Annotated in this window: 11 protein-coding genes, 1 rRNA gene and 1 riboswitch; of the genes, 6 read left to right on the top strand and 6 right to left on the bottom strand. The window is 66.6% G+C overall.

Features of this window, described 5'->3' with window-relative positions; all coding sequences use genetic code 11:
• The first annotated feature begins 2 nt into the window (after positions 1–2).
• The 4 genes from kdsB to AAG895_RS13680 all read left to right on the top strand — a co-directional run bounded on the left by kdsB (position 3) and on the right by AAG895_RS13680 (position 4,381).
• On the top strand, positions 3–776 hold the full coding sequence (gene kdsB / locus AAG895_RS13695) for a 3-deoxy-manno-octulosonate cytidylyltransferase (protein ID WP_345792551.1): 774 nt from the start codon (positions 3–5) through the stop codon (positions 774–776).
• Between the two features lie 87 nt (positions 777–863).
• A complete protein-coding gene (adk, locus tag AAG895_RS13690; RefSeq protein WP_345792550.1) occupies positions 864–1,517 on the top strand; it encodes an adenylate kinase in 654 nt (217 codons plus the stop codon).
• 161 nt (positions 1,518–1,678) lie between these two features.
• The gene (locus AAG895_RS13685; RefSeq protein WP_345792549.1) at positions 1,679–2,935 is read left to right on the top strand and encodes a 6-phosphofructokinase; all 1,257 of its coding nucleotides are present in this window, start codon (positions 1,679–1,681) and stop codon (positions 2,933–2,935) included.
• Positions 2,936–3,034: 99 nt separating this feature from the next.
• Positions 3,035–4,381, top strand: coding sequence for a DASS family sodium-coupled anion symporter (locus AAG895_RS13680; protein WP_345792548.1), 1,347 nt, complete (start codon positions 3,035–3,037; stop codon positions 4,379–4,381).
• 39 nt (positions 4,382–4,420) lie between these two features.
• Here the strand turns inward: AAG895_RS13680 and AAG895_RS13675 are convergent, their stop codons facing one another.
• Positions 4,421–7,033 (bottom strand): glycosyltransferase family 2 protein, encoded by a 2,613-nt coding sequence (locus AAG895_RS13675; protein WP_345792547.1) that lies wholly within the window; start codon positions 7,031–7,033, stop codon positions 4,421–4,423.
• A 320-nt stretch (positions 7,034–7,353) separates the two neighbouring features.
• Here AAG895_RS13675 and AAG895_RS13670 point away from each other — a divergent pair, with 320 nt between their 5' ends.
• Positions 7,354–7,788: a hypothetical protein gene (locus AAG895_RS13670; protein WP_345792546.1), complete on the top strand. Its 435-nt coding sequence runs from the start codon at positions 7,354–7,356 to the stop codon at positions 7,786–7,788.
• Here AAG895_RS13670 and AAG895_RS13665 read toward each other — a convergent pair.
• The 5 genes from AAG895_RS13665 to AAG895_RS13645 all read right to left on the bottom strand — a co-directional run bounded on the left by AAG895_RS13665 (position 7,681) and on the right by AAG895_RS13645 (position 14,730).
• Positions 7,681–9,300, bottom strand: coding sequence for a beta-1,6-glucan synthase (locus tag AAG895_RS13665; RefSeq protein WP_345795297.1), 1,620 nt, complete (start codon positions 9,298–9,300; stop codon positions 7,681–7,683). The two genes, AAG895_RS13670 and AAG895_RS13665, sit on opposite strands and share 108 nt — an antisense overlap.
• A 179-nt stretch (positions 9,301–9,479) precedes the next feature.
• Positions 9,480–12,374, bottom strand: a complete 2,895-nt coding sequence (gene gcvP / locus AAG895_RS13660) for an aminomethyl-transferring glycine dehydrogenase (RefSeq protein ID WP_345792545.1) — start codon at positions 12,372–12,374, stop codon at positions 9,480–9,482.
• A gap of 2 nt (positions 12,375–12,376) precedes the next feature.
• Entirely contained in the window at positions 12,377–12,763 is a 387-nt protein-coding gene (gene gcvH / locus AAG895_RS13655; protein WP_345792544.1) for a glycine cleavage system protein GcvH, read from the bottom strand.
• Between the two features lie 123 nt (positions 12,764–12,886).
• Complete coding sequence (gene gcvT / locus AAG895_RS13650; RefSeq protein WP_345792543.1) at positions 12,887–13,978, bottom strand: glycine cleavage system aminomethyltransferase GcvT; 1,092 nt, start codon at positions 13,976–13,978, stop codon at positions 12,887–12,889.
• Positions 13,979–14,174: 196 nt separating this feature from the next.
• Positions 14,175–14,260, bottom strand: a riboswitch (glycine riboswitch).
• A 113-nt stretch (positions 14,261–14,373) separates the two neighbouring features.
• Positions 14,374–14,730 carry a hypothetical protein gene (locus AAG895_RS13645; protein WP_345792542.1) on the bottom strand — a complete coding sequence of 119 codons (357 nt, stop codon included), beginning with the start codon at positions 14,728–14,730 and terminating at the stop codon, positions 14,374–14,376.
• Between the two features lie 38 nt (positions 14,731–14,768).
• On the opposite strand from AAG895_RS13645, the gene AAG895_RS13640 reads away from it, so the two are divergent.
• Positions 14,769–16,305 (top strand): 16S ribosomal RNA (locus tag AAG895_RS13640).
• Positions 16,306–16,342: the final 37 nt, after the last annotated feature.

The following is a 16,342-nucleotide window of genomic DNA, read 5'->3' as shown; positions in this document are numbered from 1 at the left end:
CCATGGCTGCCGCCTTCCGCATCGTCATCCCGGCGCGCTACGCCTCGACCCGCCTGCCGGCCAAGCCTCTGGCCGATATCGGCGGCAAGCCGATGATCGTGCGCGTGCTCGAGCGCGTGCAGTCGGCCGGCGCGGGCGAGATCTGGGTCGCCACCGACCACGAGGCCGTGCGCGATGCCGTGCAGGCCGCCGGTGCCGCGGTCGTGATGACCCGCCCCGACCATCCGAGCGGTACCGATCGCCTGGCCGAGGTCGCCGCGGCGCGCGGCTGGGCGGACGAGGACATCGTGGTGAACGTGCAGGGCGACGAACCGCTGATCGACCCGGCGATCGTCGCCGCGGTGGCGCAGGCGCTCGCCGAGGACGGCGAGGCCGCGATCGCCACCGCCGCCCACGCCATCCATGACCCGGCCGAGGTCTTCAACCCGAACGTGGTCAAGGTGGTGTGCGACGCCGACGGGCGTGCCCTGTACTTTTCCCGCGCGCCCATTCCGTGGGCGCGCGACGCGTGGGGCGGCGGCGAACGCACGCTCCCGGTGGGGCTGCCGATGCTGCGCCACGTGGGCCTGTACGCCTATCGCGTCGGCTTTCTGCGGCGCTACGCCGGGCTTGCACCGTCGCCGCTCGAGCACTGGGAGGCGCTCGAGCAGTTGCGTGCGCTCTGGCACGGTTACCGCATCCGCGTACTCGAGCTCGCCCAGGCGCCTGCCACCGGTGTCGATACGCAGGAGGATCTCGAGCGCGTGCGGGCGATTTTTGCCGCTGCAGGGGTTTGACCACCTGCTGCGCGTCGGTTAAGTTTCGGCTGTTTATTCAATAAGGAAACGGCCATGCTAGATGGCCGGCCATTCACGGGAGGGAGTATGCGACTGATTCTGTTGGGACCGCCGGGCGCCGGCAAGGGGACGCAAGCCAACTTCATCAAGGAGAAGTTCGGCATTCCGCAAATCTCCACGGGCGACATGCTGCGTGCCGCGGTGAAGGCGGGCACCCCGCTGGGCCTGGAGGCGAAGAAGGTCATGGATGCCGGCGGCCTCGTGTCCGACGACATCATCATCGGCCTCGTCAAGGACCGCCTGCAGCAGGACGACTGCAAGGCCGGCTACATGTTCGACGGCTTCCCGCGCACCATTCCGCAGGCCGACGCGATGAAGGATGCCGGCGTGCCGATCGACTTCGTACTCGAGATCGACGTGCCCGATGGCGAGATCATCGAGCGCATGAGCGGCCGCCGCGCCCACCTGGCCTCGGGCCGAACCTATCACGTCAAGTACAATCCGCCCAAGGTCGAGGGCAAGGACGACGTCACCGGCGAGGATCTGGTGCAGCGCGACGACGACAAGGAAGAGACCGTCAAGAAGCGCCTCGACGTCTACCACTCGCAGACCAAGCCGCTGGTCGAGTACTACAGCAAGTGGGCCGCTTCGGGCGACGCCAGGGCGCCCAAGGTGCGCAAGATTTCCGGCCTCGGCGCGGTGGATGCGATCACCGCGAACGCGTTCGCAGCGCTGAAGTAAGCATCACAAGGCGGTGCCCGGCGGTCTCAGCACACGCCGGGCCCCATCCGGCGCGGCCGTATCCCCCTTCGGGAACGGCCGCGTTTGTTTTTGTTGCACTGCATGAGCTGGCGCGGTCCGCTGCGCTCCATGCCTCCAGTCGTCCCGTCAGGAGCCCGCCGATGTCCTTCGATACCTTGCTCTACGCGCATTCGGGCGGCGTCACCGCGGTCATCAACGCCACCGCTGCGGCGGTGATCGACGCCGCACGTGCGCACCCGGGACGCATCGGGCGCGTGCTCGCGGCGCACCGCGGCATTGCCGGCATCCTGCGCGAGGACCTCATCGATACCGGCACGCTCGATGCAGAAGCGCTGGCGCGACTCGCGCGTACGCCGGGCGGCGCGTTCGGTTCCTGCCGCTTCGACCTGCCGCGCGAGGAGGGCGGGGCGGTGATGGACCGCCTGTTCGCCGTGTTCGAGGCCCATCGCATCGGCTGGCTGCTCTACAACGGCGGCAACGGCTCGATGGATGCCGTGGCGCGGCTGCAGGCCGAGGCGCGCCGGCGCGGCCATCCCCTGCAGTGCATCGGCGTGCCCAAGACGGTGGACAACGACATCGAGGGTACCGACTGCTGTCCGGGCTTCGGCTCGGCGGCGAAGTATCTCGCCACCTCGATGCTCGAGGCCGGGCTGGACATCGCGTCGATGGTCGGCGCCCGCGGCAGCGTGTTCGTGATGGAGGTCATGGGCCGCAACACCGGCTGGCTGGCTGCGGCAACCGCGCTGGCGGCCGGCGGCGATCCCGAGCGCCCGCCGCACATCGTCCTGGTGCCAGAGGTCGCCTTCGACGAGGAGGCCTTCCTCGCCCGCGTGCAGGCGGTCACCGAGCGTCTCGGCTACTGCGCGATCACCGTATCCGAGGGCATCCGCAGGGCCGATGGCGGGCTGATCATGGAGAAGTCGCGTGATCCGCGCGGCTACGTGCAGCTGGGCGGCGCGGGCTCCGCGATCGCACGCATCATCCACGAGCGTCTCGGCTACAAGCACCACTGGGCGATCCCCGACTACATGCAGCGCGCGGGCGGTCACTGGCTGTCGGCGGTCGATCGCGAGCAGGCGATTGCGGTCGGGCGCGCGGCGGTCGAACTGGCCCTGCAGGGGCGTGGCGGCACGATGGCCGCGATCCGCCGCCTGCAGGACGCGCCGTATCGCTGGGACCTGAGGCCGATCGAGACGGCGCCGATCGCCAATCTGGAGCGCGCGCTGCCCGCAGGCTTCGTCGCGCCGGACGGGCTGCACGTGACTGCGGCGGCCTGCGACTACATCCGCCCGCTGATCGAGGGCGAGTTTGTCCAGCCCACGCTTGGTGGCCTGCCCGACTACCGGCCCTTCGCGCTGCCACGGGTTGCGCGCTGCCTTCCTGAGTGGGTGGGGTGAGGCGCGGTCGCCGGGGACGCGGCGTGCCCCCGCTCATGTGCCACGAGGGCAGGGATGCGCTTGCCCCGTTGCGGGCGTGAGCGGGGGAGGGGGTAGATCTTGCGCACGCTCAACCTGATCATCGCCGCCGCGCTGTTCCTTGGCCTCGCGCACGGACTGGAGGCAGCGTTCGGCGAGACGTTCGGGCGCACTGCCGCCGCACTGGCGCTCATGGCCACCATCGCCTGGCTCTGGGTCACCGAGGCGCTGCACGTCAGCGTCACCGCGCTGCTGGTGCCGCTGCTGGCGGCGCTGGGCGGCGTGCTGGATTTCGACGAGGCCCTGCTGCAGTTCGCCGACCCGGTGATCTTCCTGTTTCTGGGCGGTTTCGCCCTCGCCGCCGGACTGCAGCGCCAGGGGCTCGACCGCTGGCTGGCCGCGTGGGTGATGCGCCAGGCGGGCGCGGACTTCGGGCGTGCGGTGCGCTGGCTGTTCTGGCTGACCGCATTCCTGTCGATGTGGATCAGCAACACCGCAACGGCGGCGATGATGCTGCCGCTCGCGCTCGGCCTGCTGGCGCCGCTCAAGCTCGAAGACGACCGCCGCACGGCGATGTACGTCCTGCTCGGCGTGGCTTTTTCGGCCAACATCGGGGGCGTCGGCACTCTGGTCGGCAGCCCGCCGAATGCGATCGCCGCGGCGCAGGTGGGCTTGAACTTCGCGGGCTGGCTGCTCTGGGGGTTGCCGCTCGTGCTGGTCCTGATGCCCTTGATGGACGCCGGACTGCGCTGGTGCCTGAAGCCGCGGCTCGATCTCGAGTTCGTCGCGCCGGTCGCGCCCGCGGGATGGACCGCAGCGCAGAAGCGGATGCTCGCGCTGTTCGGATTCACCGTGATGTTGTGGATCCTCGGTGGCGTGCTTGCCGACCGCCTGGGGTTGACGCGGGGCTACGATGCGGCGGTGGCGATGCTGGCACTGGTGCTCCTGCACGCGCTCCGGCTGACGAGCTGGCAGGATGTCGAGCGCAACACGGAGTGGGGCGTGCTGCTGTTGTTCGGCGGCGGCCTCACGCTCAGCAAGGCGCTCGCCGACAGCGGCGCCGCGGCCTGGCTGGCGGCGCAGCTCGGTGGCCCGCTCGCACAGCTGCCGGTGCTCGCCTGTGTCGCGCTCATGGTGCTGTTCGCGCTGCTGCTGACCGAGCTCACCAGCAATACGGCAAGCGCCGCCTTGCTGATTCCGCTGTTCCTCGGTCTTGCGCCGCATGTGGACAGCGTGCCGCTGGCCGTGCTGGTGGCAGTGGGTGCCTCGTGCGCCTTCATGCTGCCGGTGGCGACGCCGCCCAACGCGATCGTGTTCGGCAGCGGCCAGGTGCCGCAACGCGTGATGATCGTCGCCGGCCTGCGCGTGACGGTGTTGATCTACCCGGCGCTGATCGCCGCGGCGGCGATCGCGCTGGCCCTTCATTGAGCGCCGGGTTCGCCTCGGCGCAGCGTCGCGCCTTTTCGCTCAGGCGCCGGCCTGGACCGGCCCGGCGCTTGCGGTGGTCTTGCGTTCCGGCATGTAGGCGGCCACCTGGCACAGGACTGCCGCGACGTAGGGAATGCACTGCAGGCACAGGATGCCGACCCAGAGCTGTGTCTCGAGGTTGTCGGCGCCACGCTGGGCGACGAGCGTCGCGGCCCCCATCAGCAGGGCGACAAGCAGGCCGATCTCCTCGCGGATCGGGTTGAAGAAGGCGAGCGCCCCGCCGCCACGCCAGCCCTTGGGCGTCACCACGAACACGCCCTTCTTCTTCACCAGACCGGCGAACACCCCGCGCGCGATCGCATGCGCCAGGCCCACGGACAGGATCGAGGCGCCGAGGATGTCCTTCCATGGGCAGTCCATGGTGCGCCGGTAGAGGATCGGACCGAGTGCTGCCTTGAAGATCATGAAACCGAAGATCGGCAGCGCGAGCGAGATCACCGGCAGGCCGAAGGCCTTCGGGAACAGCAGGATGCCGAGCGTCCACAACAGGCTGCCGAAGGCGAACACGAGCTGCAGCGCGTCGCCCAGCCAGGCGAACCAGCCGGTGAGGAAGTGGTAGCGCTGGGCGAGGTTGAGGTTGCTGCGGCCGATCATCTGCGGCAGGTGGGCCTTGAGGATCTGCATCGCGCCGAAGGCCCAGCGGAAGCGCTGGCTCTTGATCGCCGAGAAGCCGGAGGGGGTGAGGCCGCGGCCGAGGATGTGGTCGACGTAGCGCGTGTCGTAGCCCTTCTCGATCAGGCGCAGGCCGAGCTCGGTGTCTTCGCAGATGCACCATTCCGACCAGCCGCCGACCTCTTCCAGCGCCAGCCGGCGCACCAGGGTCATGGTGCCGTGCTGGATCAGCGCGTTACGCTCGTTGCGGTGGTGCATGCCGATGCGGAAGAAACCGTCGAATTCCCAGTTGCACATGCGCTTGAAGGGCTGGGTCTCCCAGTCGCGGTGGGCCTGTGGCGCCTGCACCACGGCGACGTCGGGCTGGTCGAAGTGCGGGATCAGGCAGGCCAACCAGTCGGGATCGACCACGTAGTCGGCGTCTACCACGCCCACCACCTCGGCGCGCGGATCGGTGACCTTGAGGCCGTAGTTGAGCGCACCGGCCTTGAAGCCGGGCCAGTTGGCGAGGTGGAAGAAGCGGAAACGCGGGCCGAGCTCGGCGCAGCGGCGCTCGAGCGGCTTCCACAAGGCCTCGTCGCGGGTGTTGTTGTCGAGCACCAGCACTTCGAAGTTCTCGTAATTCATCTGCGCCAGGCTGTCGATGGTGGCGATCACCATCTCGGGCGGCTCGTTGTAGCAGGCGAGGTGAATCGACACGAAGGGCTGCTGGTCAGGCGCGTGCGGCGGCAGCGGCATGAAGCGGCGCGACCATTTCTTCTTGAACAGGACCTCGCCGAATTCGAAGCCGTGCGACAGCAGCACCGCCGCAGTCATGCAGGTGGCGCCGATCAGCAGCACCAGGCCGATGAGGTCGCGCTGGGTGAGGTAGTACTCGACCGGCACGTTGATGCCGATGATCAGTGTCGACACGCACGCCTGGATCAGCGCGGCGAGGAAGAACCGGCCGAAGACGCTCCAGCCAGGCAGGAAGAAGGCGACCAGCATCATCGGGATGAAGGCCAGCGCGGCGGCGTTGCTCGCCTTCTGCGACCAGTAGGGATCGCGCTCGACGACGCCCTCGAGCGCGTACTTCTGCTCGCGATCGGCGTTGAACATGCCCCAGTAGGGACCGGCCCAGCCTTCGACGTCCACCTTCCACGGCTGGTCGATCGCCTCCATCAGGAAGTAGTCGATGCGCGCGGTGCGCGGGTGGGCGAGGAACTCGCGCACGAAGCGCGCCTGATTGTCGAGCGAGGGTATCGCGGCGTCGATGGTTGGGCCGCGGCTGGGCCAGCCGACTTCGCCGACCACGATCTTCTTGCGCGGGTGGGCGCGCGCGACCTCGTCATAGCGCTGGAAGGCATACTCGACGGCCTTGTCCACCGGCAGTCCCTCGTGATAGGGCAGCAGGTGGACGGTGATGTAGTCGACGTGCTTGGCGAGCTCGGGGTAGCGCAGCCAGACGTGCCAGGGCTCGGCGGTCGATACCGGCTTGCGGATCGCCTTTCGCACGCGGTCGAGGTAGCCGATCATCTCCTCGACGCTCAGGTCGCCGCGCAGGATGGCCTCGTTGCCGACCATCACGCGTTCGACGTGGCGCATGCGGCGGGCAACGTCGATCAGGGCCTCGATCTCGCGTTCGTTGGCGTCGGGACGGGTGTCAAGCCAGGCGCCGGCGGTCACCAGCATGTCGCGCTCGCCGGCAAGCTCGAGAAGGTCGGGCATGTCGGTGACGCCGTAGGTGCGCAGCCCGTCCGAGAGCCGTCCGAGCAGATCGAGGTCGGCGGCAAGCTCCGCGCGCGTGGGGTAGGTCCCCTTGAGCGGGCTCTGTTCGCGCTGGAAGCCGTTGTAGGCGAAGCCCTTGATGCTCTGGTTGGTGCCGATGAACTCCGCGCTGCGGTTGAGCTGCTGCCAGATCCAGTATTGCGCGAACGCCACCGCGGCGGCGATGGCGATGGCGATGGCGACGCGTGCGGCAAAGGAGGCGGCTTTCTTCATTACGTTTCCAGTGCGCTGTGCCGGTCGGACAGCGCGAGCATTGCGGGTGCCTCGTGGGCAGGAGTGCCGGGTGGCTTCGGGAAAAGGGGGCGGGCGGACGTCGACGGGCCCCCGGGTGGGAGTCGCCGCAGTGATGCTGGCATGCCCTCGAGCGTCGAGCTGTGCCAGAATGCGCGCGGTTCACGGGCACCGTCCCCGATCTCGAACCCGGCGCATTTTATGCACGATTTCAGCCGCTTACGAGCGCAAGGTCGTGCCAATTTGCAACAGTCTTGCGAGTCTGCACTGTCTCGCTGATTTTGAAGGAGAAGCCGCCTGGCATGCGAACTAATTTGTCGAAACATGATACTGCGGCTCCCGTCATCGCCGGCCTCGTCGTCGCTGCCGTGACGCTGTGGCTGCGACACGGCTTGCTCGAGGCCGGACTGTTGCCGCGCGACTGTAGCCTGGCTGGCGCGCCGGCAGCCGCCTGCGCGTTCAAGACCGTGCTCGTGCAGTCCTTTCTCGATCAGCGCCTGGGGTGGGCGAGCCTGATCGCGGGTGTGCTCGGCTTCGTCCTGTCATGTCGCAGGCTCGCGTGGGCAGGCTGGCTCGCCGGGGTTGCGGGCCTTGTGCTGTACAGCTACGACCCGGCCGCGATTGGTGCGCTACTGGCGCTTCTCGTCCTCGTGGGTACGCACGGCGAGCACGGGCAGGGCGAGCGCGAGCCCGGCGAGCAGCCAGCCGATGGCCTGCGGGTTGGCCGGCTCGGATGACCAGCGCGCGACGACGCCGACGACGATCACCAGCGCCAGCGTGCGTTCCTGAAGCGTGGTGCCGGTGCGCCACCACCCGATGACGCCGAACACGACGGCGGGCGTCAGGTAGAGCAGGGTCGGGAAGTCGCGGTAGCGCGGGTCGACCCAGAGCAGTAGCGCGGCCACTGCGGCGGCAAACAGCAGCAGGCCGCGCAGCATGCCGATCGACGCCGCCTTGGAGCGCAAGCGGTCGGTCCGCCACAGTATCCGTCCGGCCGCGTGGGTGGCCGGCACCGGCTCGCCATACCAGCGCGCGAGCACCAGCGGCAACAGTCCGGCCAGAGCGCCGACGCCACCGAGCACGCTCCATTCGAGCGCGTTGCGATAGGCAATGTGGGCGTGCTCCCAGTGCAGCACCGCCACCACGCCGCCGAGCGCACCGGCGGCCGTGATCGCGCTCACCCGCAGGCAGTGGGTACGTCGGCCGGTCGTGGCGAGGAGCAGGGCGAGCAGCCCTCCGAGCGCTGCGCCACCGATGGGGCCGAACAGGCTGTCGCGCTCGGCGACCGGTCCGGAAAGAGGGAACTTGGGTGTCAGACTGTCTGCATCGAGCATGCCCCAATAGCCGCCGACCGTGCCCTCGAGCTTGCGTTTCCAGGGTTGGTCGATTGCTTCGATGAGGTTGTAGTCCCAGCCCTCGGCGTGGGCGCGATGGACGAACTCGCGCACATAGCGGGCCTGGTTGACGCGCGAGGGCTTGGATTCCTCGCGCTGGCGACCGGCGCTGGGCCAGCCCGTCTCGCCGATCAGGACGTGCTTGCCGGCGAAGTGCTGGCCAACGTGCTTGCGGGTGTCGGCGACGTGCTCGAGGGCGAGCGCGATGTCGACCGGCTCGTCCTCCCAGAAGGGCAGGATATGCACGGTCACGAAATCCACCTCGGCGGCGAGGCTGTCGTGGCGGGTCCAGAACTCCCACACATCGGCGTAGGTGACCGGGACCTTCGCGTTCGCCTTGGCATGACGGATGAGCACTCGCATCTCGTCTTCGGTGCGCTCGCGGCGCAGCAGCACCTCGTTACCCACGATCAGTGCGTGCACGACGTCGGTGTTGGCGTTGGCCAGTGCGATTGCATGCTCGAGTTCGCGCGCGTTGCGCGCCTTTTCATAGCCGATCCAGGCGCCAAGCAAGACCTTCATGCCGAGCGGGCGCGCGAGCTCGGGCACCTGGTCCAGGCCCTGCGCGACCGAGTACAGGCGGACGCATTCGGTGATCTTCGCCAGCGCGGCGAGATCGGCGGCGATCTGTTCGCGCCCGATGTGGGCGTCGATGTCGAGCGGCGTCTGTCCAGGGCGGTGGAAGGGCGCGTAGGACACGCACTTCAGTTTCTCGCCCTCGGCCAGATGCAGGTCGTGCATCTCGATCGGGCGGGTGCGCGACCACAGGATCGCGGACAGCAGCAGGAGTGCGCCGAGGCTGGTGAGCAGCAGCGTGAGCCAGAGGGCCTTGCGGTCGGTGCGAGGGGAAATGATCACCTTGGTCGGTTCCGTCGGAGCGGGGGTCGGGGCGTGCGGTCAGCGGCTCGGGCTGGGTTCGGGGCGGAATGCCCGGCCGCGCGTGCGCCGGCCGGGTGCGAAAAAAAGCCACGCCCGAGGGCGTGGCTCTCTACCGGGCGGCCGGATTCTACCAGCGCGCAGACCCTGCGGTCGCCTTACTCCGCGTAGTCGCTCATCGGCACGCAGGCGCAGAACAGGTTGCGATCGCCATAGACGTCGTCGATGCGATTGACGCTCGGCCAGAACTTGTTCTCGGCGACCCAGGGCAACGGAAAGACTGCCTGCTCGCGCGAGTAGGGGCGGCTCCATTCGCCGAGGAAGTCGGCCTGGGTGTGCGGCGCGTGCTTGAGCGGGTTGTCATCGGCGGGCCAGCTCCCGGCCTCGACTTGGCGGATCTCCTCGCGGATCGCGATCATCGCGTCTGCGAAGCGCTCCAGCTCGCCGAGATCCTCCGACTCGGTCGGCTCGACCATGATCGTGCCGGCTACCGGGAAGGACATGGTCGGCGCGTGGAAACCGTAGTCCATCAGGCGCTTGGCGATGTCGACCTCGGAGATGCCGGTCGCCGCCTTGAGCGGGCGGATGTCGAGGATGCACTCGTGCGCGACCCGGCCCTTGCTGCCGGTGTAGAGCACCGGGTAGTGGTCCTCGAGGCGCTCGGCGAGGTAGTTGGCGTTGAGGATCGCCACCTTGGTCGCCTGCTCGAGGCCTTCGCCGCCCATCATCGTGATGTACATCCACGAGATCGGCAGGATGCTCGCCGAGCCGAAGGGCGCCGCCGAGACCGCACCCTGACCGAGGTTCGGGCGCTCCGCCCCTCCGGTCGGCTGCACCACATGGTCCGCCATGAAGGGCGCGAGATGAGCCGCCAGACCGATCGGGCCCATGCCGGGACCGCCGCCGCCGTGGGGGATGCAGAAGGTCTTATGCAGGTTCATGTGCGATACGTCTGCGCCGATCGCCGCGGGCGAGGTAAGACCGACCTGGGCGTTGAGGTTGGCGCCGTCCATGTACACCTGGCCCCCATGCTGATGGACGATCGCGCAGATCTCGCGGATCGATTCCTCGAACACACCGTGGGTCGATGGGTAGGTGATCATCAGCGCGGCGAGCTCGGCGGCGTGCCGCTCGGCCTTGGCCTTCAGGTCGGCGACGTCGACGTTGCCGTTGTCGTCGCACTCGACCACCACCACCTGCATGCCGCACATCTGCGCGGTGGCAGGGTTGGTGCCATGGGCGGACTTCGGGATCAGGCAGACCTTGCGGTTGGCCTCGCCACGGCTGGCGTGGTAGCGGGCGATCGCCACCAGGCCGGCGTACTCGCCCTGGGCCCCCGAGTTCGGCTGCATGCTGATCGCCGGGAAGCCGGTGACCGCGCGCAAGTAGTCGGCCAGGCCCTCGATCATCTCGAGATAGCCGGCGGCCTGCTCGCGCGGCGCGAACGGGTGGAGGTTTGCGAACGCCGGCCAGGTGATGGGGATCATCTCGCTGGTGGCGTTCAGCTTCATCGTGCACGAGCCGAGCGAGATCATCGAGTGGTCGAGCGCAAGGTCGCGGTTCTGCAGCTTCTTGAGATAGCGCAGCATCTCGTGCTCGGTGTGGTGCGTGTTGAACACCGGGTGCGTGAGCACGGCGTCTGTGCGCAGCAGCTCAGCGGGCAGGGCGCCGCCCGTGGCCGCGACGCGGGCGTCGAGCGCGCCTACGTCCGCGTCGGCGCCGAAGCAGCCGAGCACCGCGCCGATGTCCGTGCGGGTGGTGGTTTCATCCACCGACACGCCGAGCGTGGTGCCGGTGACGCTGCGCAGGTTGTAGCCCGCCTCCTCGGCTGCGCGCAGGATGGCGGGGGCGCGGGCGCCCACCTCGACTTCGATGGTGTCGAAGAAGGGGCGCTCATGCACGCCGAACCCGGCCTCGCGCAGCCCGGCGGCGAGCACCGCGGCGAGGCGGTGAATGCGCGCTGCGATCGTGCGCAGGCCCTGCGGCCCGTGGTACACGGCATAGAAGCCGGAGAGGTTGGCGAGCAACACCTGGGAGGTGCAGATGTTCGAGTTCGCCTTCTCGCGGCGGATGTGCTGCTCGCGGGTCTGCAGCGTCATGCGCAGCGCGGTCTTGCCGCGGGCGTCCTTGGACACGCCGATGATGCGGCCGGGCATCGAGCGGACGTAGCTTTCGCGCGTGGCGAAGAAGGCAGCGTGCGGGCCCCCGAAGCCCATCGGCACGCCGAAGCGCTGCGCCGAACCGAGGGCGATGTCGGCACCCATCGAGCCGGGGCTCTTGAGCAGCATCAGGGCCATCAGATCGCTTGCCACGGCGATCACGGCACCCTTGGCCTTGAGCTCGGCGATCGGGGTCGTGAGATCAACCACTTCGCCGCGCGCGTTCGGGTATTGCAGCAGCGCGCCGAAGCAGTCGTGGTTACCCGCCTCGGCGGCCTGGCCGTAGACGAGCTCGTAGCCGAAGTACTGCGCGCGCGTGCGGACCACGTCGATGGTCTGCGGGAAGCAGGCCTCGTCGATGAAGAACACGTTCGACTTCGATTTCGAGACCCGACGTGCCATCGTCATCGCTTCGGCGGCGGCGGTGGCTTCGTCGAGCAGCGAGGCGTTGGCGAGCTCCAGGCCGGTGAGGTCGATCACCATCTGCTGATAGTTCAGCAGGGCCTCCAGGCGGCCCTGGGCGATCTCGGCCTGGTAGGGCGTGTAGGCGGTGTACCAGCCCGGGTTCTCGAGCACGTTGCGGAGTACGACCGCGGGGACGTGGGTGCCGTAGTAGCCCTGGCCGATGAGAGACTTCTTGACCACATTGCGGTCGGCGATCGTCTTCAAGCGAGCGAGCGCCTCGTGCTCGGGCATCGCGCCGGCGAGCGGCAGCGGCGACTCGAGGCGGATGCCGGCGGGCACGGTCTGCTCGATCAGGGCGTCCACGTCGGCGACTCCCAGGGTCGCGCACATGCGCGTGATCTCGCTGGCGTCGGGGCCGAGGTGGCGGTGGACGAAGGCATCGCGCTGCTCGAGGCAGGCGAGCGGTGCGGAAAGCAGGGTGTCGGTCATGGTCAGGCCTGGGCGATTTCCGCTTCGTAGGCCGCGGCATCCATCAAGGCAGCGACGTCGGCGGCGTTGGCCGGCTTGAGCTTGAACAGCCAGTTGGCGTAGGCGTCGGCGTTGATGCTCTCGGGCGCGTCGATCGCATCCTGGTTGTTGCCGAGCACTTCACCGGCCACCGGCGCGTAGATGTCGGAGGCCGCCTTGACCGACTCGATCACTGCGCAGGCTTCGCCGGCGGACAGCGCGCGGCCGGCTTCCGGCAACTCGAGGAAGACGATGTCACCCAGGGCCTCCTGGGCGTGATCGGTGACGCCGATGGTCAGCGTGCCGTCGTCCTCGACGCGGATCCATTCGTGCGACTTGGTGTACTTGAGAGTGCTGGGGACCTTGCTCATGGTGTTCTCCGGTCGGGAAAGGGGACTTCTGCGTTGCGAATATGGGTACTTGTTGATTAAAGCTTCATGCCGTCCAGCGCGGGTGGCGCGCAGGCAGGGGTTTCGTCGCCCCGGTGGTTCCGGTCAGACCAGCGCCTTGCCGTTGCGCACGAACGGCAATTTCACGGTGCGCGCCCGCAGGCGTTTGCCGCGAACGTCGACCTCGACCGCTTCGCCAGGTTGAGTGGCCAGCGGGACGCGGGCAAAGGCGATCGATTTCTCGAGCGACGGCGAGAAACTGCCGCTGGTCGTCTCGCCCTCGCCGCCGGCCGTGAACACTTTCATGTGCGAGCGCAGCACGCCCTTGTCGTCGAGGATCAGGCCGAGCAGGCGTTGGCTGGCAGGCTTGGCCTGCAGTGCCGTGCGGCCGACAAAGTCGCGGGCCGCGTCCTTCATGTCTACCGTCCAGGACAGGCCGGCGTCGAGCGGCGATACATCTTCATCCATGTCCTGGCCGTAGAGATTCATTCCCGCCTCCAGGCGCAAGGTGTCGCGCGCACCGAGACCGCATGGCCGCACGCCCGCGGCAAGGAGCGCGTTCCACATCGCTTCGGCGCGGCTGGCTGGAACGGCGATCTCGAGCCCGTCCTCGCCGGTGTAGCCGGTGCGCGCGATCAGCAGGTCACCCACGCGCTTGCCGACGAAGGGGGCGGGGACGCCGTTGGCGGTGGAGAGTTCGGGAAGCGCAGCAGCGGCGCGCTCGATTGCCAGTGGCCCTTGGATGGCGATCATTGCCAGATCGCGGCGCGCCTGCAGTGTCACGTTTGCACCGGTGGCGGCGATGCGCTGACGCATCCAGGCCACGTCCTTGTCGGCGGTGCCGGCGTTGACGACGATGCGGTAGTCGGCATCGCTGAAGCGGTAGACGATCAAGTCGTCAATTACACCGCCGCGCTCGTTGAGCATGCAGGAGTAGAGCGCCTTGCCGCTCTCCTTGAGTTTTGCGACGTCGTTGGCCAGCAGGCCACGCAGCCAAGAGGTGGCGTCGGGTCCAGCGAGGTCGAGGCCGAGCATGTGCGAGACATCGAACATGCCGGCGTCGCGTCGCACCGCGTGATGCTCCTCGATCTGCGATCCGTAGTTGACCGGCATATCCCAGCCGGCAAAGTCGACCATTCGTGCGCCGGCGGCGACGTGGGCGGCGTGGAGGGGGGTCTGCTTGGCAGCGATAGTCATCGCGAAGGCGCTCCGTCAGGGTGGACAAAAAAGGGGCGGCACGACTCGTCGTCGCACTCGCCCCATCTGTCCTTTTACCTGAGAGATTTTTTCGCCTTCACCCGCCGCCCATATATATAGGAGCTATGGATGATTGCGAGGTGCCCCTTCGGTGGGTACGCCGGCGCCTTGCGCCCGTACCGCTCTCCAGACTCTTGCTGCGCACGCGGTCCTTTTGCCTGAGCGGTTCCGGGGGTTGCGCCTTCGGCGACTCCGAGTGGAGTTCTCTCCCGCGTGTCGCGCGGACGATAACATCGCGGTCCTGTCCATCGCAACCGCCGAAATGACCACCGTGGATGATTCGGGTGGCTTCGAGAGAGGGGTGTGATAGAGCGTTCGGTGCTTCGGCCTTGCTTTCATGGGCGAATGTCTGCATAAGTATCTTTGTTGTTTTTTGTTGTTGACGTTGTTTTTTGGGTGTCTATAATGCGCACCTCTTCAGCGCTGCAGCGGTTCTTCGGAAGGCGAGGCGGCGGTGGAGGGAGAAGCGAGGCGGGTGTTGTGCGGGTCAGCGTTTCGGGTTTGTTCCGGGGCGGCGGTAAAAAAAGATTCGCAAGATGCTTGACAGTGGTTGGATAGCTGATCATAATCTCGCTTCTCTGCTGCAGCGAATGCAGCGGTTCTTTAAAAAATTGAACAACCGATAAGTGTGGGTGCTTGGTTGTTGTGGTCGAGTCGCTTTGGCGACTGGTTTCACAATGATTGGTGCTCATGCTGATTAAAGTCAGTATTTTGAGTACTTTGCTGGATTGAACTTAAGAGTTTGATCCTGGCTCAGATTGAACGCTGGCGGCATGCTTTACACATGCAAGTCGAACGGCAGCGGGGGCTTCGGCCTGCCGGCGAGTGGCGAACGGGTGAGTAATGCATCGGAACGTGCCCATGTCGTGGGGGATAACGTAGCGAAAGCTACGCTAATACCGCATACGTCCTGAGGGAGAAAGCGGGGGATCTTCGGACCTCGCGCGATTGGAGCGGCCGATGTCGGATTAGCTAGTAGGTGGGGTAAAGGCCCACCTAGGCGACGATCCGTAGCGGGTCTGAGAGGATGATCCGCCACACTGGGACTGAGACACGGCCCAGACTCCTACGGGAGGCAGCAGTGGGGAATTTTGGACAATGGGCGCAAGCCTGATCCAGCCATGCCGCGTGAGTGAAGAAGGCCTTCGGGTTGTAAAGCTCTTTCGGCCGGGAAGAAATCGCACGCTCTAACATAGCGTGTGGATGACGGTACCGGACTAAGAAGCACCGGCTAACTACGTGCCAGCAGCCGCGGTAATACGTAGGGTGCGAGCGTTAATCGGAATTACTGGGCGTAAAGCGTGCGCAGGCGGTTTTGTAAGACAGATGTGAAATCCCCGGGCTTAACCTGGGAACTGCGTTTGTGACTGCAAGGCTAGAGTACGGCAGAGGGGGGTGGAATTCCTGGTGTAGCAGTGAAATGCGTAGATATCAGGAGGAACACCGATGGCGAAGGCAGCCCCCTGGGCCTGTACTGACGCTCATGCACGAAAGCGTGGGGAGCAAACAGGATTAGATACCCTGGTAGTCCACGCCCTAAACGATGTCGACTAGTCGTTCGGAGCAGCAATGCACTGAGTGACGCAGCTAACGCGTGAAGTCGACCGCCTGGGGAGTACGGCCGCAAGGTTAAAACTCAAAGGAATTGACGGGGACCCGCACAAGCGGTGGATGATGTGGATTAATTCGATGCAACGCGAAAAACCTTACCTACCCTTGACATGTCTGGAACCTTGCTGAGAGGCGAGGGTGCCTTCGGGAGCCAGAACACAGGTGCTGCATGGCTGTCGTCAGCTCGTGTCGTGAGATGTTGGGTTAAGTCCCGCAACGAGCGCAACCCTTGTCACTAGTTGCCATCATTTGGTTGGGCACTCTAGTGAGACTGCCGGTGACAAACCGGAGGAAGGTGGGGATGACGTCAAGTCCTCATGGCCCTTATGGGTAGGGCTTCACACGTCATACAATGGTCGGTACAGAGGGTTGCCAAGCCGCGAGGTGGAGCCAATCCCTTAAAGCCGATCGTAGTCCGGATCGTAGTCTGCAACTCGACTACGTGAAGTCGGAATCGCTAGTAATCGCAGATCAGCATGCTGCGGTGAATACGTTCCCGGGTCTTGTACACACCGCCCGTCACACCATGGGAGTGGGTTTCACCAGAAGTAGGTAGCTTAACCTTCGGGAGGGCGCTTACCACGGTGAGATTCATGACTGGGGTGAAGTCGTAACAAGGTAGCCGTATCGGAAGGTGCGGCTGGATCACCTCCTTTCAAGAGAACAGGCCATCGACGGCCAAGTATCCACAAC

The organism is Thauera sp. JM12B12 (assembly GCF_039614725.1).
In the GTDB taxonomy this organism is placed as follows: domain Bacteria; phylum Pseudomonadota; class Gammaproteobacteria; order Burkholderiales; family Rhodocyclaceae; genus Thauera.
This window is presented reverse-complemented; position numbering and strand designations above follow the sequence as displayed.

Bases quoted from the DNA above. Each gene is read 5' to 3' on its own strand.
- AAG895_RS13670 (WP_345792546.1), top strand. From the start codon at position 7,354: ATGCGAACTAATTTGTCGAAACATGATACTGCGGCTCCCGTCATCGCC.
- AAG895_RS13685 (WP_345792549.1), top strand. From the start codon at position 1,679: ATGTCCTTCGATACCTTGCTCTACGCGCATTCGGGCGGCGTCACCGCG.
- gcvP (WP_345792545.1), bottom strand. From the start codon at position 12,374: ATGACCGACACCCTGCTTTCCGCACCGCTCGCCTGCCTCGAGCAGCGC.
- AAG895_RS13675 (WP_345792547.1), bottom strand. From the start codon at position 7,033: ATGAAGAAAGCCGCCTCCTTTGCCGCACGCGTCGCCATCGCCATCGCC.
- gcvH (WP_345792544.1), bottom strand. From the start codon at position 12,763: ATGAGCAAGGTCCCCAGCACTCTCAAGTACACCAAGTCGCACGAATGG.
- kdsB (WP_345792551.1), top strand. From the start codon at position 3: ATGGCTGCCGCCTTCCGCATCGTCATCCCGGCGCGCTACGCCTCGACC.
- gcvT (WP_345792543.1), bottom strand. From the start codon at position 13,978: ATGACTATCGCTGCCAAGCAGACCCCCCTCCACGCCGCCCACGTCGCC.
- AAG895_RS13645 (WP_345792542.1), bottom strand. From the start codon at position 14,730: ATGAGCACCAATCATTGTGAAACCAGTCGCCAAAGCGACTCGACCACA.
- adk (WP_345792550.1), top strand. From the start codon at position 864: ATGCGACTGATTCTGTTGGGACCGCCGGGCGCCGGCAAGGGGACGCAA.